This window comes from Halobacillus halophilus DSM 2266 (assembly GCF_000284515.1).
Classification (GTDB): domain Bacteria; phylum Bacillota; class Bacilli; order Bacillales; family Halobacillaceae; genus Halobacillus; species Halobacillus halophilus.
Genome location: NC_017668.1, coordinates 1444323 through 1467036 on the forward strand (window position 1 = coordinate 1444323; position 22714 = coordinate 1467036).

Sequence of the window (22714 nt, forward strand, 5' to 3'; positions counted from 1 at the left end):
GTTACATACAAATGTTAGGTGATTAAGGTGATTAAACTTCAAAATTCAAAGGGGGAGATGGGATGATTACGGTCAGTCTTTGCATGATGGTGAAAAACGAAGAAGAGGTTTTAGCTCGATGTCTGGACTCTGTGAAGGACCTGGTGGATGAAATCAACATCGTGGACACTGGATCTGATGATCGTACCGTTGAGATCGCCAAAGAATATACGGATCGTGTTTTTTTCTTTGAATGGACGGGGAGATTTACCGATGCAAGGAATGAATCCTTTAGGCATGCGACCAAGGATTATATTTTCTACCTGGATGCTGATGATGTCATATTGGATGAGGATCGTGAGAAGTTCAAACGGTTAAAGGAAGGGCTTGATCCTGCAGTCGACTCGGTATCCATGTATTACAATGCAGGGACTGATGAATTCGGTAATGTCACGCTTAAGTATCGGAGGAACCGCTTAGTCAAAAGAAGTAAGAATTTCCAGTGGGGCGGGGATGTCCACAACTACTTGAATGTTTATGGACACATTATTAATTCCGATGTTGCAATTACTCACAAAAAAATTCAACACGCTGTTGGCAGAAACCTTTCTATTTATAAGGAGAAGATCGAAAGAGGAGATGTGTTCAGTCCTCGAGATTACTTTTATTATGGAAACGAGTTAAGAGAAAACGGTCATCATGAAAAGGCTATCGAAAGTTATACGAAAAACATTGAACATAAGGAAGGTTGGATTGAAGATAAAGTCTATGCCTGCATCAACCGTGCAGACTGTTATCGATTTATAGAAGAGACAGAAAAAGAACTAGCCTCTTTATTTGAATCGTTACGTTTTTCTAAAACACCCCGACCAGAAATGTGCAGCAGAGTGGGCTACAATTTTCAAAGAAAAAAAGAATATAAGTTTGCAATTTATTGGTATGAATTAGCGACAACTATTGAAGACGATTCTGATAAATGGAGTTTTACTTATCCTGCTTATTCCACTTGGTATCCTCACTTACAATTATGCGTTTGTTATTATAACCTATCTAATTTCGAAAAATCATACGAACATAATGAATTAGCTAGAAGCTTTCGGCCACAAGATGAAAGAGTACTTTTCAATAAGGAGTTACTCGAGAAGAAATTAGGATTGAATCAAACAGCAGAGCAGCCACAGGATGAATCTTCGTCATAATAGAGGGACATCTCGTATTTTTGGATCGAAATATTTCCCATAGAATAATTGTTTTAATTATCTATATCACTGAATGGGTGTGAATAGAGCGGATGGGTAATAAACCTAAAGTTTTTATCTTCGTTAAGCCTGGGGTTGATACTTTTGTGAAGGATGTGGCAGCTTCCTTATCGGACAGATATAGTGTGAAAACAATTTACGTGAGCACTAACATGAATGATATAGATGTTTATATGAAAGAAGCTGACCTGTGCTGGTTTGAATGGTGTGATGAACTGTTGGTTTATGGAAGTAAAACAGCTTTAGCCAAACACAAAAAGATAATATGTCGAATCCATAGTTACGAAGTTTTTACGAGTTACTTGAAGAGAGTGAACTGGAAAGCCGTTGATAAGGTTGTATTTGTATCGGATCATATAAGAGAATACGCATTATCAGAAACCCCTGGCCTTAATAAAGGCCAAACCACGGTGATTCCAAATGGTATCAAAATAAATGATCTGGATTTTAAAGAAAGAACTAAAGGCTTTAACATTGCCTATGTAGGTTATTTGAACTTTAAAAAAGGTCCAATGCTTTTACTTCACGCCTTCCACGCTATTTATGAAAAGGATAGTAACTTTAAACTATTTATTGCAGGCAGCTTTCAAGAACCAAGATATAAACTTTATTTTAATCAGATGATAGAAAAATTAGGGCTTCAAGAGAATGTTATCGTTGAAGGTTGGCAGTCAGATATCAATCACTGGTTAGAAGACAAACATTACCTTCTTAGTTCAAGCTTACTTGAGAGTCAGCATTTATCTGTAATGGAGGCCATGGCTAAAGGGATTAAGCCTTTAGTTCATAACTTTGTGGGCGCTGGAACCATCTATCCTGAAGAATATATCTGGAGTACACTTGATGATTTGACAAGTATGATTGAAAAAGGAAGTTATAACTCTTTGCATTACAGGAGATTTGTGGAAAGCAATTACGAGTTTACCTCTCAAATTACCAAAGTCCACGACTTGTTAGAAACGATAATTGCTCAAAAGAATATTTACACCATTTATCGTAACGGAAAACAAACCCAGTTTTTACTTCCCAACACTAAAGATCATATTCAAAGAATTATCGCTAACCATCAAGTTTTTTATGAAGAAGCTATGTTAATGGATATAAAAAACAGAGTGCCGGAAGATAGCGTTGTAATTGACGTAGGAGCCTATATAGGAAATCATTCAACGTTTTTTGCCCAGCATTGCGAAGCCAGGGTTTTCTCTATAGAACCCAATCGTGAGGCGTTTGATTTATTAGAAAAGAATGTTCAATTAAACGGATTGGAGAATAAAACCACTTTACTCAACCATGGGGTCGGAAAAGAACTAGGGAAAGGATCGATCGTAGGCGGTTCAGAAGATAATATGGGGATGAGTCAATTAAAAGGTGATGTGGAAGGTGATGTAGTGATTGAAACGATCGATCATTTATTCAGTGAGTTGAACAGAGTGGATGTAATAAAAATTGATGTGGAAGGGATGGAGATGGATGTGTTGCAAGGGGCAGTGAACACATTAAAAAAACACAAACCTCTCCTATATATTGAAACCACAACCGATGATAAGCTGCAACTTGTATATAGTTTTTTGAAAAAATTCAACTATAAATCACTCAAACAATTCAACGCTACTCCAACAACTTTATTTGTGTAACCATTTTTCGAAGTGTATATTTGTCCTCTAAGAGTTTACTAGAACGCCCGGCACCCTTTCATATCAGGACTTTAATATTAATTTGACAGGATTGTTTAAAACCTATTTTAAAGTAACGAGCACCTTAAGAGTTTATTTAACTTTTGAGGGCTTTAATTTTATGGTGGTAAAATTTCATTTAATTTTTCAGAAAGTGGAAGCCCCTCCGTGATCACTTAGGCGTTCATACCTCACATTTATAGGTGTTTTCTTTACTAAGAGTACGGACGGCATGGGGTGATAAGCAGAAGAAACTAGTCCATTACACATCACTCTCATTCTTAGTAGAGTAAAAAAAGGTCAATCCGGATATTTGGATTGACCTTTTCGATTTTTGGATATTCATGAAAGAATGGATGATTGAACACTATGAGAAAGCACGCTCTATCTCATTCCCATTTAAATGTTCGGCTGGCAATGGTAAAAGCGACAGCTAACCATGCCACCAAAGTAAGCCAGTGGGGCCATAAGCCAAGAAAAGGTGTACCTACATTCATCGTTTCGCGAAGGGCGGTACTTAAATGAGAAATCGGAAGAACATGGACGAATGGCTGAAGATATTCCGGCATGGAGTTGATGGAGAAAAATACGCCGCCCAGGAATAGCATCGGGAACGAAGCAAAGGCTGCAATCGGGCCTGCACTTTCCGGGTTTTTAGCAAGACCAGCGATAATAAAGCCTATAGCCATAAACGCGAGTGTTCCTAATACGACGAACGTGAGCAGGGCAAGCCACGAGCCATTAACTTGAACGTTAAAAAGTAAACTTGCCACCACGAGCACAAGTATGGCCTGTAAGCCATTTAAAAGCACCCGGGCCGTAATTTGTGCAGCAATAAACGTAGAAGCTTTAAGACGAGTCCCTTGCATACGCCGCAAAATTCCACGCTCTCTCCATGCGGATATTTGTCCGGCTACGCCGTTCATATTGTTATTCATAATCATCATCGCGACGATCCCGGGAACGAGAAAATCAATGTAACCAATATCAAGCGCCCGTACTCCTTTAGGCTGGACGGCTACGACCGGCGAGTAGTCTTCAATATTTTTACTCACCTGGTCTACGGCAGAAGTGACGACGGTTAACCCGAGCTGGGAAGCTGATGCGTTGGTTTCGTTGTAATAAACGGGAAGGTCCAGTGCCTTGCTTTTTTCAGCATGGGTTTGTAAATGTTTGCCGTAACCTTTAGGTATTTCCATAACGACTTGATAATCATCTGTTTTCAGCTCATCTAATGCTTCGTCCACACTGTTACTTTGATCTAGCTGGATGGCCTCATTTTTCTGAAAATTGGAGAGAAGAGCCTTGGATGCGGATGATTCGTCATGGTCGATGACGGCAATAGAAATACTCGTGCCACCACTATTTCCAAGAAAAGAGCCGAGGGCCAGCATCAGAATAATGGGAAAGAGGAGCGTGAAGAAAAGCACCTGGCGATTTCGTGCGAAAATCCTTAATTGCGCTAAGGTTAACTGCCAATAAGCCTTCATTCTCTTAAACTCCTTCCGGTCATATGTATAAAGACATCCTCGAGTGTTGCTGTTCTCGTCTGTAAATCCTGGAGTTTAAGGTTTTTCTCCTGGGAATGTTGAATTAAACCGATCAGTGTCACTTGAAGATCATCGGTGTAAACGACATACCATTCCTGCCTGCGAGTGACTTGAGTGACTCGTTGTAAATGGTGAATAAATGTATCGTCTTCATCAGCGTGCAATGTAAATTCGATTGCGCTGTCTGATTGCAGCTCTTTTACCAATCTTGATGGAGTATCTAAGGCGATCAAATTCCCTTGATCCATTATACCAATGCGATCACACAATACGTGAGCTTCATCCATGTAATGGGTGGAAAGAACGATGGTTTTTCCTTTTGCCTTTAGACTTTCAATGATATCCCAAAGTGTTCTCCTCGCTTGAGGATCTAATCCAGTCGTTGGTTCATCAAGAAAGATAATGGCAGGGTCATGAATAATGGCTAAGGCAATGGCAAGACGCTGCTTTTGTCCTCCCGATAATGCTTTAATTCGATCCTTTTTCTTTTCGGTTAAAAGCATTTCATCAATTAATTCAGGAATTGAGACATGATTTGGGTAGAAGCTTGCGTACATTTGCATGATTTCATGAACCGTTAACAATTCAAACAGCGAAGTGGATTGCAGCTGAATACCAATAACCTCTTTCACTTTATTGATTTGTTTGCGAATATCGAAACCTGATAGGGTAGCCGTTCCACTGTCTGGCTTACGGAGCCCAACAAGCATTTCAATCGTGGTTGTTTTCCCAGCTCCATTAGGTCCTAGAAGACCAAACACTTCACCGGCACCGACGTTGAATTCAACGCCATTGACTGCTGTCATATTCCCGTATTTTTTTACTAGTTTTTCAACATGGATCATTGTTTTTGACATCACTTCAACTCCATTCACTTTCAATATACCATGAATTTAATAACCTAATTACTATTCTCATTGATGTTTTTAAATGCCTGATTCATTGATGGTTTAAGTTGAGCCCTCGGCTCTAATTCTTTGTTTCATTGTAAATGAGGGCTGGGAAAAGGGGTGCTGCAAAATTACGCCAATGTAAGAGTACATACAAGCGAGTTTGAAGAATGTTAAAACCTAGATAGTAGAAGAAAATAAGTCTAGGTTGAAGCTTGGAGGGGCGCTGGCCAAGCCCCTATCAAAAAAAGTCTACTAACTGAACTAAGGAGCTTGATTATGAATGTCCTCTATATTATGGATAGATGCAGTGTATGTGCGCAGGCGATGAATCATTTATATTTAAAAGAAATCGATTATAAGATAGTCAATATCTTAAAAGAGACCAGCGCCAGGAAAGATTTCAAGGATTTAATCGGAGAAGTATACACCCCTTCATTGGTGAATGAAAAGGAAATATGGAAGGGGTGGGTACAGACACAGTCAAAAGCACACGTGTGAATTGGAGTATACCTTTTAGGTTTCCATTTCCTCCTGCAGGGAAATCTCTAAAGGGATAATAGTTTAGGAGGGTTTTATATGATTAAAGCATTGGTATTCGATGCTTATGGTACATTGTTTGATGTTCATTCCGTGGGAAAAGAATGTAATGAAATTTTTCCGAATAAAGGAGACGAAATCAGCCAGTCGTGGAGAAAAAAACAGCTGGAGTATTTCTTTCTAAGACAACTGATGGAACGTTATAAGCCTTTTGACGAGATTACGAAGGATGCTTTGAATTATGCCTGTAAAGAAAACGGGGTTGAGTTATCTGAAGAAAATGAAGAGCGCCTGATGAACGCTTATTTAGAACTGGAGCTTTTTGAAGAGGTGGAAAGTGTGCTGAAAGAGCTTTCTGAGAAAAAGCTTGTGGTGTTCTCGAATGGTTCGGTCAATATGATTGAGCCACTGGTCGAGCAATCCTCAATCAATGAGTATATTGATGAAGTGATCAGTGCCGATGAGATTAAGCAGTACAAACCTACGCCGGCTGCTTATAACCATGCTTTAGAGAGACTGGATGTAAAAAGGGAAGAAGTTCTGTTCATGTCTTCCAATCCATGGGACATTACAGGCGCAAAAAGCTTTGGATTTAATACGGCCTGGATCAATCGTAAAGAGCTTGTAGCTGAAGAGCTGAATATACAGCCTGACAGTGTCTATAGTGATTTAAGTGGAATTCGCGAGTGGAAGTAGAGAAATGGAAAAGGGCCCGTATCTGGGCCCTTTTTGTATGAGGTATTTTATGTAGGAAAACGGCGAGTTTAGGAAAGGTTTAAGAACTCTTGAGTCTTATCCGCGTCTATCGCCAGGAAACGGACTTTCCGGATGAACCCGTCTTTTTTCAATTCGCTCATGATGGCGCTCGTCGTTTCTCTTGTCGTCCCAATCATGTTAGCGAGATCCTGATGGGTCAGTTTCATTTCAATGGTCTGCCAGTTTTGTTTGCGGCGACCGGTTTTTTGACTGAGCATTAATAACAGGTACAACAATCGATGCTTCACGTCGCTTAAGGCAATTTTTTCGCTCAGACTGTAAAAGTCTTTCAATCGTGAGGAGAGAATATCAATCAGTTTTAGAGCGACATGCGGGTTCTTTTTGATAAATTCTTCATAGTCCCTGTGGCTGAGTGTACATATATACGTATCGGTCATAGCTTCCGCATAGGTCTGATCGTCGGTCAAACTGACGGTGGACGTTTCACCGAATATGTTTCCATCCACGAGAATATCGAGCGTGAACTGCTTACCTTCTTCATTCATACGGTACAGGCGGACCTGTCCTTTTTTTAATAAAAATAAGGCATTCATGGTGTTTTCAGGGGAGACAATCGTCGTACCTTTTTTCACGGGACTCATCTCACTCATCTGATCGATCCTCATGAGCTCTTCCTGGGAGAGTTCTTCAAACAAACTGATTTGGGAGAGTAAGGTAAGCTTATCCATTTCTTCACCTCGTTCGGTTGATAAGTTGCTATAAAAAATTTTTGATGAAAAGTGTGGGTATAAAACTCAATCCTTCATGAGCTGAAGAAAGCTGACTACTTTACTTGAATATAGTAGCGGTCCGCCAATTTGACAATAGAATAATGTTAGATACCCATGCGAGAAAAAATAGTTATTTGAAGGGGAAACCCCATTTCAAGATAATTTAAAGATTTTGAAACAAAACCTCTCGTCCAAACGTATAGATGGTTGAATAGTTTTAAACCTTTATATACCAAATTTTTCATGAGTTGCTGTTAATAGGATAGGGTACATAAAAGAGGACTATTGCGTTATGTTTATTTATAAATTAATCTATATAGATAATTATAATTGATTAGGTGTAAATTGGAACAAGGAGCTCCTGATTAGTTAGGATAGTTAAGAAATACGAGAAAAGCCATAGCCTATGTGTACAAAACCATAGGAATCTTAATCGATCCAATTAAATGCATCAAGGAAGAACTGTAATGATTACTATCACAAGAATCAATTGATGGAGGCTTATAAATGTTTCAAAAATGGAAAGGAAACGATGCTTCTTCTAAAAAGAAGCTGATTTATGCTGTTGTTTTCGCTATGTTTTGGCTGAAGATGACGTTTATTCAAGGTGGGGTTTTCACTTTAGGTTTAGAAAATATAAATCAAGCAGCTATCCTGGCCTTTAATCCCTTGAGCAGTATTTTTCTTCTCTTTGGATTAGGAATCTTACTGGCCGGCCGTAAAGGACTGCTTGGGGCCTACATTCTTGGCTCCGTCTTACTTTATCTCAATGTTTTGTTTTATCGTGAGTACAATGATTTCATTACGATTCCAATGTTAGGTCAATTAGCAAATTTGGCAGGTCTTGGAGGAAGTATTACGAATATCCTCTCGGCCACAGATATTTTCCTGTTTGTGGACGTATTTGTTGCGATCTTTCTATTATTCTATCTGAACCCTTCTCGTATTCAAAGTTTTCTACCGAAACGCAAGGAAGGTCTTGTGCTGGCTATTATTGCCGTGCCGTTATTTTTAATTAACCTGGGCTGGGCACAGACAGAGCGTCCAGAGCTTTTAAAACGGGCCTTTGACCGTAATTTGTTAGTAAAAAATATTGGGGTGCTTGATTTTCACATCTACGATAGTGTGTTGCAGGGACAAACGGAGATGAAAAAAACGTTCGCGGATAGTAACGAATTAGTACCTGCCTTAAACTATATAAATGAGAAAGATGTGGATCCAAATAGTGAAATGACAGGAGTCGCTGAAGGGAAAAATGTGATCCTTTTATCCCTGGAAAGCACCCAGACATTTGTTGTGGACCGAGAATTAAACGGAAAAGAACTCACCCCTTATTTTAACGATCTCAAAGAAGAAGGTGCTTACTTTAGTAACTTCTATCATCAGGTTAAACAGGGGCGCACGTCAGATTCCGAGTTTTTGCTGGACAATTCATTGTATGGCCTGAATCGTGGAGCGGCCTTCTTTACTCATGCGGGTAACGAATACGAAGCTACCCCTGAAGTGTTAGGGGAAGAGGGCTATACGTCTGTGAATATGCATGCCAATGATCAAACATTTTGGAACCGGAATGTCATGTATGACTCTCTTGGCTATGATGAGTATTATTCAAAAGAAGATTATGACGTTACAGAAGATAAATCCTACGGCTGGGGTTATCTTGATGAATACTTCTTTAGTGACTCCTTAGATAAAATGGAAGAGTTAGAGCAGCCGTTCTATAGCAAGATGATTACTCTGACCAACCATTATCCATTTACCCTTCCGGAAGATAAGAAATTGATTGAAGAAGGGAATACTTCAAGTGGTACGCTGAACCGTTATTTCCAAACGATCCGCTATCAGGACGAAGCTTTAAAACAGTTTGTTGAGGATTTCAAGCGTTCAGATCTTTATGACGATACCGTGCTTATCATTTATGGTGACCATTTCGGGATATCAGAGAATCACCAGGAGGCCATGGGAGAATATCTGGGCAAAGATATTAATGACTATGAACAATTTCAGCTTCAGCGTGTGCCTCTTCTCATCCTTGGAGAAGGAATAGAACCAAAAGAACATGAGACTGTTGGGGGCCAGATTGATTTACGTCCGACGATCATGAATCTTTTAGGGGTGGACGATGACAACCCGGTCCAATTCGGTCATGATTTGTTTAGTAAAGATCGGAATGGGATGACCATTACACGAGATGGTAATTTTGCTAACGAGGATTATGTAGGTGTGAATGAAACCTGTTTTGATAGAGAAACGGGAGAGAAAGTAGTAGGTGAGGCTTGTGCTGAAGGCTTCAAACAAGCGCAAGAAGAACTGGAGATCTCAGACTCTATCGTTTACGGAGATTTGCTGCGGTATCTTGATGAAACAGAAATGATTAAGCAAGAGCGGAAATAATTAGCTGGATAAAAAGCTTGCAGATCACCTTAGGGTTTTCTGCAAGCTTTTTTTATTAGGCTCTGTTTAAGTTTATTGTTGATTATTCATAAAAGGCTTATTACACAATAGGGCCGGATTGTGGAAGACTCAGTTTCGAGATAATCTGGGCTGTTTCCAAAAATTTGATGAGGATGGCTGCGGAAACAACTCGTCTTGTTCCATCACCCAGACACTCGAGACATAAGCCGATCATCAACGGATTGAAAAACCGCAATCCTTTTGATGATCGGCTTATGCTGGTCGTGTCTTTCGGGGTGATGCCACATTTGAACACTTTCCTGCGGGGGAACTGGCAAGCCTCCTCGCTCGTTTCACTCCCTGTGGGGTCTCGCCTAGCTCCTTCTCCCGCGGGAGTCTCGTCGTTTCCTTCGCCACCCTATGATTGAAGAGTGGACGGACCCTTCTATAGGCGATGGAGAGGTGCTTGGATCCGCCACAAATGTTTCTATAGCGGGAATTTTCCACACGTGTACGCTTGTTTTTAATAGTTAATCTCCATCATAAACCGGTGCGTTTCGAATAAGATTTAGAGCTCCATATATCGCAAGGTCCGGAGGGGGACGATGTAGACTCCTGTGGGATGAACATGATCGGTAAGATCCCGCAGGGCTGAAGCCCGAGGAAGCTTACCACATGCCCACGGAAAGCGAAATCGTCCCCCTCCGGACCTAATTCTCTCAAAAGTCTCGAAACTGAGTCTTCAAGTAATGGGAGCTTTACTTTTAAATCAACACAGAAGTTTAACAGAGCCTTTTATTAAGGAAAGGCAGCGAAAGACGGGATGTAAAAATAGAAGAAGTAGTGTCCATATCTTCCAAACCAAGGGATGTTACGGTGTTGGATTTAGTATCGGAAGGAGGTAGATATATAGACTGATCGTGTATATAATGATTTAACCGCAATTAGCGGGTGGAACTAGAAAATAAGAAAAGGGCCCGGTGAGGGGCCCTTTTGTGGATGGATGTCAGAAAGCGAACTGAATCGCCAGCTTACTCAGGGAATAAGGGTGGAAAGGTTTAAGAACTCTTGATTCTTACCACAGCTTAGTATTTGGAAGGTTTCTTAATAGAGATTCCCTTCTTTTTTAGCTTTCATAACCTTAATCGTCATGATCAATATACCAATGGGGCAGCCAATTGTAAAAGCAATTGATACAATGAATGGAAAATTGTTTAGAGTTTCATTATTTAGTCGATAGATGCCGACGAACGTAAAAAGAGCGCAAAAGAAAATACCAACTAACGTTTTAATTATACTCATTAAATCTCACCGCTTTTTGTTTTAATTAATTATAACAGCTTGAGTTTCATTATATTAAATGATAAATGAATACACTCAGTTTTGCTTAATTATTTGTGATTCATAGTTCGTATTGTTAAAATTATGTCGCAGAGTTCCTGGAAATTGGTTTTCTGCTCAATCCCTGTTAAGCCATTCGAAGTATTTTCTTCGTTTGCAAAAGCGTGCAGCTCATTAATGAACTGCACGCTTTTTTTTACTTAACGACGATTACTGGAGACTGAACATATTTCACGAGTTTATGACTGACACTTCCCAGGATCAACGTCTGCCATTTATTACGCCCGCGGCTTCCAATAACCACGCAATCATAATCTTCCTGGTTGGCATATTCAATCATTTCTTCAGCGGGATCTCCATGTAACATCAGAAACTTGGTGGAAACACCGGCTGACTCTACATATTTGATGACGTCCAGGAACTTTTCTTTCCGTTTCTTAGTAGCTGTATGAGAATCCCCATAGTTCAATACGTCCTGTTTAGATGTTTCACCATCAACCACATATACAAGGTCGATGTGCACCTCTTCCTTATGCGGGGAAACCATTTTTAGTGTCTGATCGATTGCGCGACGGGAATGATCAGAACCATCCGTCGCGAGTAAAATATTTTTAAACATACATCATGCTCCTATTCATAATTTAGTGACCGGATCCTTTGGAGACGCCTCCAAGTCGAGCCAATAGTCTGGAGCTCTCCCCGTTCAAGCCGATGAATTTAACTTTAATGCCGTTTTGTTCAAACTTCGATTCGATACTGTCGAGAGCACCGATGGCTGAGTCATCCCATAGATGAGAGTCGTTAAGATCGATAACGACTTCTTCGACATGATCTTTGAAATCGATCGAATTAAGAAAGTCTGTAACCGACGCAAAGAATAACTGACCTTGCACATAATAGATGCGTTTTTTCCCTTCATTTGCGTACAAGGTTAATACATTTACTTTGGAAATCTTAACCGCAAAGAAAATCATACTGAGTACAACGCCGGCAAGAACGCCGTAGGCTAAGTTGTGCGTGATGACGACAGTTAGCACCGTTACAATCATGACAGCCGCATCAGAACGTGGTACTCTGTGAATATTCCGGACGGAGCCCCAGTCAAACGTACCAATAGAAACCATAATCATGACACCTGCGAGTGCGGCCATTGGAATCTGAACAACAACTCCACCCAGAACGATAATCATAAACATGAGAACGACACCTGCCACCAGCGAAGATAACCGTCCATTCCCGCCGGATTTCACGTTAATGACGGACTGACCAATCATCGCACAACCAGCCATGCCGCCAAAGAATCCCGTCACGATGTTTGCGAATCCTTGACCGCGGCTTTCTTTGTTTTTATCACTTTCGGTATCGGTCATATCATCAACGATGGAAGCCGTAAGAAGGGACTCTAGTAGTCCGACAATCGTTAACGCTAAAGCATAAGGGAAGATAATCATCAGGGTTTCAAAATTCAGCGGCATATCGGGCAAAGCGAACATAGGAAGGGTTTGTGTTAATTCTCCCATGTCCCCAACCGTTCTGACACCGATGTTCATCCATATTGCAATGGCGGATACGACCACAATGGCGACCAATGTGGAAGGGATGGTTTTAGTAACCAGTGGAAATAGATAAATGATAGCTAAAGTTAACCCAACTAATGCATAAATCACCCAGGGTTCATTCTCAAAGTGCTGCAATTGGGAAGTGAAAATTAAAATCCCTAAAGCATTCACGAATCCTACCATAACGGAGCGGGGAATGAACCGCATGAATCTAGCTAACTTAAAGACTCCAAACAATACCTGTAAGATCCCCGTCAGGATCGTTGTGGCGAGCAAGTATTCAATCCCGTGCTGAGCAACTAAGGTAATCATGACTAAAGCCATGGCACCTGTGGCCCCAGAGATCATTCCCGGGCGTCCACCCATAAAAGCAATCACAACGGATATACAAAAGGATGCGTACAACCCGACCATTGGGTCTACACCTGCAATAATCGAGAAAGCGATGGCTTCAGGAATCAAGGCTAATGCCACAACGACTCCTGATAATACATCACCCTTTATGTTTCCGAGCCAATTTTCTTTAATTGATAAAGTTGACATACATACCCTCTTTCTATTATTTTTTTAGACCGCTGAGTCTCACAGCAGCCAGATTTATAAGATGATTTAATTTAGCGGTTTGGGTTAGGTTTCAATACCGTTCTTTTATAACTGACTATAATAGACTATAATAAAGAAAAATGTTTTGCAATAGGTTTCCTTTAGTTAAGCGTTATCATTAACATAGATTTAATAATGGATAGCAGAAGAGGAGCGATTCAATGTTTTCTCATATACTTATAGCTTCGGATGGATCGAATCATGCGGTGAGGGCTGCTGAACATGCGCTGCAGTTAGCTCAGCTATCGGAAGACTCACAGATTACGATTCTGTATGCGATTAGCGGCTCGACTTCTAAAAGTGATGTCCTGAGTGAGAATATGGCCGACCTGTCCACGGTTAGGAAAGGGCGTCTATTTTCTACAGAAGGGGTATTTATAAAAGCGGGAATCAATTATGATGTGAAAGTATTAAAAGGTGATCCAGGACCTGCCATTGTCCGCCATGTAAATGAAAACCATTATGATGTAGTTGTAATCGGCAGCAGGGGACTGAATACGTTTCAGGAAATGGTGCTGGGAAGTGTGAGTCATAAAGTGGCGAAGAGGGTACAATGTCCGGTGTTGATTATTAAGTAGGCACTGTGAAAGTGTATGGTTGATTTACCATAAGAGGCTTATTACGCAAAAGTGCCGGTTTGCGTAAGACTCGAATTCGAGATATCTTTGGTCCGTTGCTAATATAGAAAGGGGCTGGCTACGGAAACAACTCGCTTTCCTGCGGGGGAACTGGCAAGCATCCTCGCTCGTTTCACTCCCTACGGGGTCTCGCCTAGCTCCTTCTCCCGCGGGAGTCTCGTCGTTTCCTTCGCCACCCTATGATGGAAGAGTGAACGGACCTTTCAATAGAAGAATTCATCATCCTGAATCAGCCTTTAATGCTTCTATAGCAGGGATTATCCCACGTACGCGCTCATTGTTATAGGTTTATACCCACCGTAAACCAGGGCGTTCCAAACATGATTTCGAGCTCCCTATTTCGCAAGGTCCGGAGGGGGACGATGTAGACTCCTGCGGGATGAACATGATCGGTGAGACCCCGGAAGGCGAAGCCTGAGGAGGCTCAGCACATGCCCGTGGAAAGCGAAATCGTCCCCTGCAGGACCATCCTCATACCAATATCTCGAAACTGAGTCTTCCAGTATCGGGAGCTTATCTTTAAAATCAATACTGAAGTTTAGTAAAGTCGTTAAGTAAGAAAGAAATTGGTAATATATTTGAGTTACAAGGGCAGAAGGTATAAACTTGTAGATAGAAAATACAAACGTAATAAAGGAAGGTCTGTCCATGGACAATGAACAAGAAATCATGACGGTTTCTCAAGTTGCTGAATATCTACAAATTAGTGAAGTGACCACATACAAATTAGTACAGGAAGGACGTATCCCGGGCTTTAAGATCGGGCGTCACTGGCGGGTGAGAAAAGAAGATTTAAGAGAACATATCAGGAAACTTCAGCATGGTGAGCATTTATAATAAGTGCACGAAAAAAAACCCTCTATTATTTAGAGGGTTTTTTCGTGCGCTTTGTTTTGAATTTCTATAATTTTTCTAACAAATAGTGAGGAAGAAAACGATATAATGAAGATAGAAGTCAGAAGGAGGAAGAAGGTGAAAGCTAATGAGCCGGGGAAGTTATGCATCAAGAATTTTGTTATTTGTGGTCTTGATCTTGACGATGGTTTATTTCATTCATTTCAGGTGGCATATCACTCCGAATGATATCCAGCAAATGATTACGGCTTTTGGCTGGCTGTCACCTTTTATCTTTATAGCAGCTTATATGGCTGCTCCTTTTATGATGTTTCCTGCGCCGGTATTGTCGATGAGTGCCGGTTTAGCTTATGGGTTTTGGCCGGGAACTTTGTATATATGGCTGGGAGCGGGCGGGGCAGCAGCTACGGGTTACTTGATCGGACGTTTTTTCGGGGAAGCGGTATTTCAATTCCATCAATATTCCTGGTCTGCTAGAGCGGAAGAAAGAATGAACAGACAAGGGTTTTGGTTTGTGCTGCTGTTACGGCTTTTCCCTCTCATGGGCTTTAGTATGCTGAGCTACCTGTCAGGTATGACGAAGGTACGTTTCTCTACCTATCTTTCTGCAACGTGGATTGGAATTCTGCCTGGTGTATTTGTTTATGGGACGCTTGGCGCAAGCTTAATGGCAGGAGATCCGCTCATTATCGGGGCGGCCGTCCTGTTGCTTGTGCTCCTTTTGAGTCTATCATTCTTCTTTAGACATAAAGTGAAAAATTGGCTTGATTTAGAGGAGAATAAAGAGAAAAAAGGGTGAATGGATGAGAAATACGCCTGCATTCGAGGGAATGTTCAGTATAAAAGATAGGAAGCTCCATTTTAGCTAGATATGGAGCTTCCTATCTTTTTATTTCTAGATTTCTGTTCCGTAAAGAATATCATTCTCAGTTTCTCAAAATAATAAAAACAAGATAAACGATATACATCGTCAGAAGGATGAAACCCTCTCTTTTTCCAATCTTATAATGAGTCCTCGAGAATAAGAGCAGCAACAAGCTCAAGGCAATCATAATCAGCACGTCGGTAAATATCTTTCCGTTCACAGGTAAAGGCGTAACGACAGCTGAAGCCCCAAGAACAAATAAGATGTTGAAAACATTACTCCCTACCACATTCCCTAAAGCAATTCCGCTTTCTTTCTTCAAGGCAGCCGAAATGGAGGTCACCAGTTCAGGAAGCGATGTGCCGATCGCAATGATGGTTAATCCTACTAATGTTTTACTCATTCCAAGATCTAAGGCGATGGCTGTGCCGCTGTCGACTACCAGGTCCCCTCCAAAAATAATCGCTGCTAATCCGGCTAACGTTAAACCAATATTTTTCCCCCACTTAATATTTGAAGGAATGGGGTCCTCTTTTGAATCTTTTCGACTTTTCAGGCCTACTTCAATCACATAGTACATGAAAATAGATAAAAACAATAAAAAGATGATGCCGTCACTGCGTGTGAGCAGGTTATCACTTAGTCCCTGTAGCTTTATGTCACTGATCAGGACGAGCAACGCTCCGCTGGCAAGCAATGTAAACGGAATTTCTTTTTTGGTTGTTTCACTTTCTACCATTAATGGATAGAGGAAGGCTGCAATTCCTACCACTAACGTGATGTTAAAGATATTACTTCCTACCACGTTCCCCAGCGAAACTTCAGCATTTCCCTGTAAAGCGGCAAGGATACTGACGGTTGCTTCAGGAGAGCTTGTGCCTAAAGCTACAATCGTTAACCCGATTAAGATAGGTGGAACACGGAGCAGCCTGGCAATATTGGAAGATCCATCAACAAATAAATCGGCTCCTTTAATTAATAACCCGAAGCCAATAAGTAAAAATATGTAAGCCATAGATGCTCTTCAGACTCCTTTTTATTGTTTCTAGTTTAACCATAACTTGTTTCGTTAGAGTTGAAAAGTATAGAGATACGCTTTTTAAGCTAGTTAGTACGTTCTCGTTCTAGGAAAGAAGGGAGAAGTTATCTTAGGATTACTGATGCCCCCCAGGCGTGGGGACTGGTTACAGTCTGTGGTATTCAAGTTCCATATAAGGTAGTTATTCCTGTTCCTGTAACTTTCAGAATATTCAAGATTTTACCCTTTTCTCTCTCGAACTGACATTTTTATTCATTATTTTTAAGTCTAACGCGGCGCCGAACATGTGATTTATGTATCCATACACTTTAGCCTACTCGATATTTATTCACGTGCATATCTTAATAAGAGCTTTGAATAAGGCAGAATTACAAAGGCTTGACTGTTTAATAAACCATAACCTGAATTTAAAACAATCTATGTATCCCTATATTTACACCGAAGTAAGAGTTAGCTCAAACGCGGGTAGAAGTAAAATGGGGAGTATGGAAGGGCTTAACTTAGTTATTTAATGACATGATATTAGGAGTGAGCGTGTGTCTCCCGAGAAACCATACAACTAAAAATACCTGTAGAAGAAACTAAATGTTTTCCCCAACGATCACCATAGATCGTAAGAAAGGAGAAGACCATAGTGGATAAAAACAACTGCAGTTTACATTGTGTAAATGTAGAAAAAGTATATGATTGGCTTATTGTTCCTTTGCAATTTACTACTTGTATAGAAATACCTAAAATCAAAAAAAGAGTCACTGACGAAATTTGCGGTAATTTTGCGATAGCCTCCACTGAACAGACTTGCCCTCTTTGGGAATCCACTCTTCCCTCGCCCTCAGCAGGTACTGTTTCCCTATCGTTGGCAAGTGGCAGTTTAAATGATTTAGAGGTTCTTATTAATGGAAGAACGATTGAAACAGGTAACAAGGAACAGTTTACCCAAACTTTCTCAACTTTGAACAGTCTGGCGTTAATAAATACTAATCCTCTAGTCACGGTAAGAGGAACTTATTGTCTCACTCTTCATTATTTTCTTTCTAGAAATTTAATAGAAGATTTACGGAATTGTCAGGAAGGAAATTGTTATTTATCTAATGAATGTGGGAGACCGATCTCGATTAAGGTACTAGACTGCAAAGAAATAGGTGAGCGAAAAAATACGGAAATTATCCTCCCTAATGGACAACAGACTATATTGCAAAAAGTCAATCTATGTAAGGAAGGTTGTGTCGGCTTGACTTATGATAAAGGTCGGCAACTGTGTGTGTTTCCTTTTAATAAAATGGAGCAACTTTTGCTTTGTGCGCCTGAAGGGACTACCCTCCAATGCGAAGTCACGGATTTCTGTTGCAGAATCAGCTCTATCAAAAATTTGAATAATTGCTGGCGCTTAGAAATTTCGATAGAAATATGCCAAAACATAAAGGTCACCGCAGATACAACATTGGGAATTCAAGCACGTGAATGTTCTCCTCGTGGACTACTTTCCACGGGTAATTGCTTAAGCGCAAATCCATAATTAGGGGGGAGGCTGTAATTAAAAGAGTACCTCTCCCTTATCAACTTAAGAAAAATTTTGAACACTTGCGACTTTACATAAAGAGAGGGCAATAAAGGCGTTGTTATCTCGTAATTTTACAATTCCTTCTCCTGTTTCTAAAATTTGTGTATTTGATAAATTATTAAACGCTTGCCCGAGAGCATCTACATCTGCTGTCGTAATTCCATCGAAAAGTTCTCGTAAAGGTCTCTCGCAGCAATCGCACTCTCCTTCGTTCGAAAGAGGAGGTGGTAATAAGAGAACGTTCTGTACTTGAGCGTTCTGAACACCAACGACCAAGCAAATAGGTAGAGCAATCGTGTTCGCACCTTGCCGGATGGTGATAATATAATCATTAACGTCTAATATGGTAGCGCTTGGATATGTGCCTGAACTCGTATCTGTCGTCCCTATACGCACCACTCGACCTATAAGCTGCTCTAACACATATTGCATAGGGTCCACGCAGCAGTCACATAAACCTGAACCTGAACCATTTGAACCTGGACAGCACCCACAATCTCCACAATCACACATTCCCAAGTTCCTCCTTCTTTCTATATTATTAAACTGAAATAAACAGTTCGGATTTTGATTAAACGTTATTATACTCCTGGTGGTTCAAGTACATCATAATGTAGGTCTATACAATATTTTCCTCTACATATTGCCTCGGTGTTTTGCTCTGAACGACAAAGAATATCCACACTCACTGCATTCAACACGGTAATAGAGCGTGTGTTTTGACGTGGCACTCTAAAAATTTCAGGCGGACCAAATCGCTTGGAGACGCGCACTTCTAACAAGTTGTCACACCCTTGGTCGTAATAAGCACTTACGGTAGCTGCCGACTGAGCACCGGCATTAAAAAAATCCGGGTCTAATCGCCACACTCTAATTAGGTCTGTATCCGTTGAATTACAAGGAATCGCAAAATTTCCACAAAAATTATCCGTGACAATATCGCCAATCACGGTTTGGTCCGGACAACAAGCACTACAATTTCCCATTTCTCATTCACCTCCTTTTCTATACTATTAGATGCAAGAAACATAGAGATTGCTTGGACTAATATAAGAGAAAGTGATAGTAAATCATCTCTTTTTTATAAAAGGGCTCTGGAAAACTTCTGTATGACTTTAATGTTAAGCTCCCAATGGTGTAAGATCGGTTTGCTTCACTTTGTTTGGATGAATGGGGTCTTGGAAATGAATCGCTTTCCGTGTTCTGCAAGATACAGGGTCATTGGACGTTGCCATACGATGTGGCGTTATTAGACGAACCTTCTCAGCGGAAAGCTTCCTCAGGCTACGCTTTCCGGGATCTTACCGATCATGTTCATACCACAGGTTTCTCGCCATTTCCTAGCCCTCTTTATCAAATTTTATGAAACGAAACCTTCCGAGCATGAGCATATAGGAATTGCCAAAAAACAGTCTTTAACATAAGTGTTTGAGCGATTTCGATTCGTTTATCAAGATTAGATTGAGCTGGTCCGAAGAATCTGGTGTGGCAAAGGGCGGAAGGGAACGGTGAGACTTCAAAGTTAAAAGCGGAAGCATCTTGTTCACAGGCGTATGTACTGGACTGAGCTCACGTAGATAAAGAAAACACGAAGAGCGTAGCGATTCGATGTTGCCTTATCGTACAGAAGCAAGGGGAGTCTCACTAGCCCCTTGGTGCTAGAACTAAATAGCTCTCTTTGCTGTTTATATCCTGATTTAGCTTAGGACTAATAAGAGTGTAATAGTGGGGGGGAATTGACAGTTGATGCCCCGGAAGGCGCCAGCCTGAGGAGACGCAGCGCATGCACGCGGAAAGTGGGCGATGCAGCTGGCTTAGTCGTTCACTGAAGCCCCTTTTTCAACATAATATTTCGAAACGGAGGCTTACAGTATCCAGCCCTATTGTGTAATAAGCCTCTTATCAGAAATCAACAATAAACTTTAACAAAGCCCATAACAAAGAAGTTTCTTTATAATAAAGAAAAAATCTGGGCGGTATGTATGAAACAACTGTCAGGCGTACAAAATGCGAAAAAAAGCGAGAAATCAGGGTTTTCAAATCTGATTTCTCGGTTTTTTCATTCAAGTAGATTTTGCCCCATCATCTTTTTAAATCCCTGGTGGTTCTAATACATCATAATGAAGATCCACACAATATTTTCCTCGACAGACCGTAGTGTCAGGTCCTTCTGAAGTGCAAAAAATATCGATAGCTATTATATCCAATACAGTTATGGATCGTGTATTTTGACGAGGTATCACCATATCTATAGTACTCAGGTCTCTTTTTGTCGCTGTCATCGTTATTAAATTGTCACATCCAACGTCATAGTAAACACTAACGGTGGCTGCACTCTGGGCTCCAGCATTAAATAAATCTGGATCTAGACTCCAAATTCTGTTTATGTCAGGATCTTCCTCATTGCACGATAAAACAAAGTTTCCACAAAAATTATCTGTGACAATATCGCCAATAACGGATTGATCCGGACAACAAGCACTACAATTTCCCATTTATTCCTTCACCTCTTCTTAACGTAATAGTATAGTAAATGCAAAAATAAAGGATTTGTATAGGGGTTTTTACTATATAAACAAGTTTTTCTTGAAAATAATAGAATGCGTATTTATACAAAGCTTAAATGTTGAAAAGAGGAAATTAGTTATGATTTAAAACTAAATTTGTATTGATTTGTTCGACTGGATTCTGACTGCATTCTATTCATACATTTAGGTGTCCATTTAATCCAAAGTTAGCTCATTATTGGAATTATTGAGCATAAGGATATATTTTTATTCCTGCTTAATCGCTTAGCCATATGAAGGCTTACTTTAAAAAGTGCCTTCTTGAGTAAAACCCTATCTGCTCAATCGCTTTTCCGAGGCTTATACACGGGATCAAGGTCAGTTCAATAACAGCACATGGCGTGACGGGCTTAATTGAAGATTCATTAAACAACTTAGGGATGTACTCGCATTTTGTTCATGAATATTCGTCTTATAAAAATGTGAAAAGAAAGGTTGGCAAGGAGAAGTGAGTTGTGTAGAATAAAAAACGTACGTTTTCATAAATAAATTACATAATGTTCGTTTTTTTATTTAATCGGGAGGAGAGATAGAATGAATTTTAAACAAAGTGTCATTCGTTTAACCGGGGTCGTGCTTTTCGTTTTCTTGCTGGCGGGATGTGGAGAACAGCCCGAGAGTGCAGGAGCAGTTGACAAAGAAGAAGAAAAAGTAATCGGAATCATAGGTCCAATGGAAGTGGAAATTGACATTCTTCATTCTCATATGGAAGTGGAAGAAACAACGGAAAAAGGTAAATTAACCTTTTATGAAGGCAAATTAGAAGGCCAGCCGATTGTCCTTGTGAAGTCCGGAATAGGGAAAGTGAATGCAGCGTCGGCAGCTCAAATGCTTATCAGTGAGTTTGATGCGGATGTATTGATTAACTCAGGCGTAGCTGGAGGAATCCACCCTGATCTAGGTCTTGGAGACATCGTTATTTCTACAAAGACGGTGCATCATGACATGGACGAAACGGCTAAAGATTTCAAGCCGGGGCAAATTCCATACATGGACACCAGGTATTTTGAAGCAGATCAGGAATTGATACAACTGGCTGAAGAAGGCGCAAAGGATCTTCCTGATTATGTAGATGTATTCAAAGGACCGATTGCGACAGGAGACCAATTTATTGCAAGCAAAGAAAAAACGGAATGGATTTATGAAACCTTTGATGCGTATGTCGTGGAGATGGAAGGAGCGGCTGTTGGACAGGTTGCCTACTTAAATAAAATCCCGTACGTCGTCATTCGTTCAGCTTCGGATGATGCAGGAGAAGAAGCGGCTGGAATTCAGGAAAACTTTGTGGAAGAAGCCGCTCAGAACTCCAGTCATGTGATAGAAGAAATGTTAAAAGGTATTTAGAAGTGGAAAGAGGCTAACCTTATGTCAAAGGTTAGCCTCTTCTTGGGAATGTGAAATGAACAGTAACATGAATGTTGGTGAAAAAAGTTATGATTTTATGTAGAAGTTTGTTTTAAATTGTTCTACAATGGAAAAACAGGTTAGGTTTTCCAATACTAAATAAACCGTCACGGCCTGTACCCGGCTCTGAGAGTGGGGGATCAATCTTTGTTTCCCTCACTTTCCCAGAGTGAGGGTTTTTTATTTAGAAATATTTTCCAATTTATTCAGTAAGTAATCCAGTTGTTGAGAAATAATCAAAATATCTCGAAAGACGGCTTCATTCATATAAGCTGCATACATTCGTACTCTTGTTTCTTCAATTTGATTTTCCAAATGTTTTTTATCTGACATTATCCACCTCCAATTTTTACATAGACAAAGATTATCCAATATCCAGTTTTCTGTTTCATGAGGCGCTATTTATGGTATTAAGAATATGTAGTACCTCTGAATTCAGGAAACATTTCTTCCATTCGATCTCCCATTAGCTAAAGGGTGTCATTCGGTTTAAAAACGTGTCAAAGTGCA

General features: G+C 40.4%; 21 protein-coding genes. 10 read left to right on the forward strand and 11 right to left on the reverse strand.

The features are described 5' to 3' along the window. The first annotated feature begins 62 nt into the window (after positions 1-62). Both HBHAL_RS07090 and HBHAL_RS20360 read left to right on the forward strand, forming a co-directional pair. Positions 63-1178: a glycosyltransferase gene (locus HBHAL_RS07090; protein WP_014642680.1), complete on the forward strand. Its 1116-nt coding sequence runs from the start codon at positions 63-65 to the stop codon at positions 1176-1178. A gap of 212 nt (positions 1179-1390) precedes the next feature. Further along, positions 1391-2872 carry an FkbM family methyltransferase gene (locus HBHAL_RS20360; RefSeq protein WP_158512356.1) on the forward strand — a complete coding sequence of 494 codons (1482 nt, stop codon included), beginning with the start codon at positions 1391-1393 and terminating at the stop codon, positions 2870-2872. Positions 2873-3300: 428 nt separating this feature from the next. Here the strand turns inward: HBHAL_RS20360 and HBHAL_RS07100 are convergent, their stop codons facing one another. Both HBHAL_RS07100 and HBHAL_RS07105 read right to left on the reverse strand, forming a co-directional pair. Beyond that, entirely contained in the window at positions 3301-4401 is a 1101-nt protein-coding gene (locus HBHAL_RS07100; protein WP_014642682.1) for an ABC transporter permease, read from the reverse strand. After that, entirely contained in the window at positions 4398-5318 is a 921-nt protein-coding gene (locus HBHAL_RS07105; RefSeq protein WP_014642683.1) for an ABC transporter ATP-binding protein, read from the reverse strand. The genes HBHAL_RS07100 and HBHAL_RS07105 overlap by 4 nt, the downstream gene beginning before the upstream one ends. 312 nt (positions 5319-5630) lie before the next feature. Here HBHAL_RS07105 and HBHAL_RS07110 point away from each other — a divergent pair, with 312 nt between their 5' ends. Together HBHAL_RS07110 and HBHAL_RS07115 are read left to right on the forward strand one after the other, a co-directional pair. Next, positions 5631-5852, forward strand: a complete 222-nt coding sequence (locus HBHAL_RS07110) for a glutaredoxin domain-containing protein (RefSeq protein ID WP_014642684.1) — start codon at positions 5631-5633, stop codon at positions 5850-5852. Positions 5853-5930: 78 nt separating this feature from the next. Continuing rightward, the gene (locus HBHAL_RS07115; RefSeq protein ID WP_014642685.1) at positions 5931-6587 is read left to right on the forward strand and encodes a haloacid dehalogenase type II; all 657 of its coding nucleotides are present in this window, start codon (positions 5931-5933) and stop codon (positions 6585-6587) included. A 68-nt stretch (positions 6588-6655) separates the two neighbouring features. Here HBHAL_RS07115 and HBHAL_RS07120 read toward each other — a convergent pair whose 3' ends face one another. Then, positions 6656-7336, reverse strand: coding sequence for a Crp/Fnr family transcriptional regulator (locus HBHAL_RS07120; RefSeq protein WP_014642686.1), 681 nt, complete (start codon positions 7334-7336; stop codon positions 6656-6658). Positions 7337-7885: 549 nt separating this feature from the next. Here HBHAL_RS07120 and HBHAL_RS07125 point away from each other — a divergent pair. Further along, the gene (locus HBHAL_RS07125) at positions 7886-9772 is read left to right on the forward strand and encodes an LTA synthase family protein (protein ID WP_014642687.1); all 1887 of its coding nucleotides are present in this window, start codon (positions 7886-7888) and stop codon (positions 9770-9772) included. A 1104-nt stretch (positions 9773-10876) separates the two neighbouring features. Here HBHAL_RS07125 and HBHAL_RS07130 read toward each other — a convergent pair. The 3 genes from HBHAL_RS07130 to HBHAL_RS07140 all read right to left on the reverse strand — a co-directional run bounded on the left by HBHAL_RS07130 (position 10877) and on the right by HBHAL_RS07140 (position 13215). Beyond that, positions 10877-11074 carry a hypothetical protein gene (locus HBHAL_RS07130; RefSeq protein ID WP_014642689.1) on the reverse strand — a complete coding sequence of 66 codons (198 nt, stop codon included), beginning with the start codon at positions 11072-11074 and terminating at the stop codon, positions 10877-10879. Between the two features lie 235 nt (positions 11075-11309). Continuing rightward, positions 11310-11732: a universal stress protein gene (locus tag HBHAL_RS07135; RefSeq protein ID WP_014642691.1), complete on the reverse strand. Its 423-nt coding sequence runs from the start codon at positions 11730-11732 to the stop codon at positions 11310-11312. Between the two features lie 22 nt (positions 11733-11754). After that, a complete protein-coding gene (locus HBHAL_RS07140) occupies positions 11755-13215 on the reverse strand; it encodes a SulP family inorganic anion transporter (protein ID WP_014642692.1) in 1461 nt (486 codons plus the stop codon). Positions 13216-13436: 221 nt separating this feature from the next. On the opposite strand from HBHAL_RS07140, the gene HBHAL_RS07145 reads away from it, so the two are divergent. The 3 genes from HBHAL_RS07145 to HBHAL_RS07155 all read left to right on the forward strand — a co-directional run bounded on the left by HBHAL_RS07145 (position 13437) and on the right by HBHAL_RS07155 (position 15567). Continuing rightward, positions 13437-13853, forward strand: a complete 417-nt coding sequence (locus tag HBHAL_RS07145) for a universal stress protein (RefSeq protein ID WP_014642693.1) — start codon at positions 13437-13439, stop codon at positions 13851-13853. 708 nt (positions 13854-14561) lie between these two features. Next, a complete protein-coding gene (locus tag HBHAL_RS07150) occupies positions 14562-14750 on the forward strand; it encodes a helix-turn-helix domain-containing protein (protein ID WP_014642694.1) in 189 nt (62 codons plus the stop codon). Positions 14751-14895: 145 nt separating this feature from the next. After that, positions 14896-15567 (forward strand): TVP38/TMEM64 family protein, encoded by a 672-nt coding sequence (locus tag HBHAL_RS07155; RefSeq protein ID WP_014642695.1) that lies wholly within the window; start codon positions 14896-14898, stop codon positions 15565-15567. A gap of 127 nt (positions 15568-15694) precedes the next feature. Here HBHAL_RS07155 and HBHAL_RS07160 read toward each other — a convergent pair whose 3' ends face one another. Beyond that, positions 15695-16648 (reverse strand): calcium/sodium antiporter, encoded by a 954-nt coding sequence (locus HBHAL_RS07160; RefSeq protein ID WP_014642696.1) that lies wholly within the window; start codon positions 16646-16648, stop codon positions 15695-15697. Between the two features lie 658 nt (positions 16649-17306). Between HBHAL_RS07160 and HBHAL_RS07165 the strand changes: the two genes are divergently transcribed. Next, entirely contained in the window at positions 17307-18188 is an 882-nt protein-coding gene (locus HBHAL_RS07165; protein WP_014642697.1) for a BMQ_0737 family morphogenetic spore coat protein, read from the forward strand. Between the two features lie 45 nt (positions 18189-18233). Here the strand turns inward: HBHAL_RS07165 and HBHAL_RS20365 are convergent, their stop codons facing one another. The 3 genes from HBHAL_RS20365 to HBHAL_RS21385 all read right to left on the reverse strand — a co-directional run bounded on the left by HBHAL_RS20365 (position 18234) and on the right by HBHAL_RS21385 (position 20728). After that, the gene (locus HBHAL_RS20365; protein WP_014642698.1) at positions 18234-18746 is read right to left on the reverse strand and encodes a hypothetical protein; all 513 of its coding nucleotides are present in this window, start codon (positions 18744-18746) and stop codon (positions 18234-18236) included. Positions 18747-18814: 68 nt separating this feature from the next. Beyond that, positions 18815-19219, reverse strand: coding sequence for an S-Ena type endospore appendage (locus HBHAL_RS07175; RefSeq protein ID WP_041601244.1), 405 nt, complete (start codon positions 19217-19219; stop codon positions 18815-18817). Between the two features lie 1104 nt (positions 19220-20323). Beyond that, positions 20324-20728, reverse strand: a complete 405-nt coding sequence (locus tag HBHAL_RS21385; RefSeq protein ID WP_041601245.1) for an S-Ena type endospore appendage — start codon at positions 20726-20728, stop codon at positions 20324-20326. Positions 20729-21334: 606 nt separating this feature from the next. Between HBHAL_RS21385 and HBHAL_RS07185 the strand changes: the two genes are divergently transcribed. Beyond that, positions 21335-22144 (forward strand): 5'-methylthioadenosine/adenosylhomocysteine nucleosidase, encoded by an 810-nt coding sequence (locus tag HBHAL_RS07185; RefSeq protein ID WP_014642699.1) that lies wholly within the window; start codon positions 21335-21337, stop codon positions 22142-22144. 240 nt (positions 22145-22384) lie between these two features. On the opposite strand, the gene HBHAL_RS20790 is transcribed toward HBHAL_RS07185, so the two are convergent. Next, positions 22385-22537 (reverse strand): aspartyl-phosphate phosphatase Spo0E family protein, encoded by a 153-nt coding sequence (locus HBHAL_RS20790; RefSeq protein WP_145956015.1) that lies wholly within the window; start codon positions 22535-22537, stop codon positions 22385-22387. Positions 22538-22714: the final 177 nt, after the last annotated feature.

Excerpts from the sequence above, each read along its gene's own strand:
- HBHAL_RS07160 (WP_014642696.1), bottom strand. The coding sequence starts at position 16,648 with ATGGCTTACATATTTTTACTTATTGGCTTCGGGTTATTAATTAAAGGA.
- HBHAL_RS07130 (WP_014642689.1), bottom strand. The coding sequence starts at position 11,074 with ATGAGTATAATTAAAACGTTAGTTGGTATTTTCTTTTGCGCTCTTTTT.
- HBHAL_RS07125 (WP_014642687.1), top strand. The coding sequence starts at position 7,886 with ATGTTTCAAAAATGGAAAGGAAACGATGCTTCTTCTAAAAAGAAGCTG.
- HBHAL_RS07105 (WP_014642683.1), bottom strand. The coding sequence starts at position 5,318 with ATGTCAAAAACAATGATCCATGTTGAAAAACTAGTAAAAAAATACGGG.
- HBHAL_RS07145 (WP_014642693.1), top strand. The coding sequence starts at position 13,437 with ATGTTTTCTCATATACTTATAGCTTCGGATGGATCGAATCATGCGGTG.
- HBHAL_RS07150 (WP_014642694.1), top strand. The coding sequence starts at position 14,562 with ATGGACAATGAACAAGAAATCATGACGGTTTCTCAAGTTGCTGAATAT.
- HBHAL_RS20790 (WP_145956015.1), bottom strand. The coding sequence starts at position 22,537 with ATGTCAGATAAAAAACATTTGGAAAATCAAATTGAAGAAACAAGAGTA.
- HBHAL_RS20365 (WP_014642698.1), bottom strand. The coding sequence starts at position 18,746 with ATGTGTGATTGTGGAGATTGTGGGTGCTGTCCAGGTTCAAATGGTTCA.
- HBHAL_RS07175 (WP_041601244.1), bottom strand. The coding sequence starts at position 19,219 with ATGGGAAATTGTAGTGCTTGTTGTCCGGACCAAACCGTGATTGGCGAT.
- HBHAL_RS20360 (WP_158512356.1), top strand. The coding sequence starts at position 1,391 with ATGAATGATATAGATGTTTATATGAAAGAAGCTGACCTGTGCTGGTTT.
- HBHAL_RS07155 (WP_014642695.1), top strand. The coding sequence starts at position 14,896 with ATGAGCCGGGGAAGTTATGCATCAAGAATTTTGTTATTTGTGGTCTTG.
- HBHAL_RS07115 (WP_014642685.1), top strand. The coding sequence starts at position 5,931 with ATGATTAAAGCATTGGTATTCGATGCTTATGGTACATTGTTTGATGTT.
- HBHAL_RS07120 (WP_014642686.1), bottom strand. The coding sequence starts at position 7,336 with ATGGATAAGCTTACCTTACTCTCCCAAATCAGTTTGTTTGAAGAACTC.
- HBHAL_RS07100 (WP_014642682.1), bottom strand. The coding sequence starts at position 4,401 with ATGAAGGCTTATTGGCAGTTAACCTTAGCGCAATTAAGGATTTTCGCA.
- HBHAL_RS07135 (WP_014642691.1), bottom strand. The coding sequence starts at position 11,732 with ATGTTTAAAAATATTTTACTCGCGACGGATGGTTCTGATCATTCCCGT.
- HBHAL_RS07185 (WP_014642699.1), top strand. The coding sequence starts at position 21,335 with ATGAATTTTAAACAAAGTGTCATTCGTTTAACCGGGGTCGTGCTTTTC.
- HBHAL_RS07140 (WP_014642692.1), bottom strand. The coding sequence starts at position 13,215 with ATGTCAACTTTATCAATTAAAGAAAATTGGCTCGGAAACATAAAGGGT.
- HBHAL_RS07090 (WP_014642680.1), top strand. The coding sequence starts at position 63 with ATGATTACGGTCAGTCTTTGCATGATGGTGAAAAACGAAGAAGAGGTT.
- HBHAL_RS07110 (WP_014642684.1), top strand. The coding sequence starts at position 5,631 with ATGAATGTCCTCTATATTATGGATAGATGCAGTGTATGTGCGCAGGCG.
- HBHAL_RS21385 (WP_041601245.1), bottom strand. The coding sequence starts at position 20,728 with ATGGGAAATTGTAGTGCTTGTTGTCCGGATCAATCCGTTATTGGCGAT.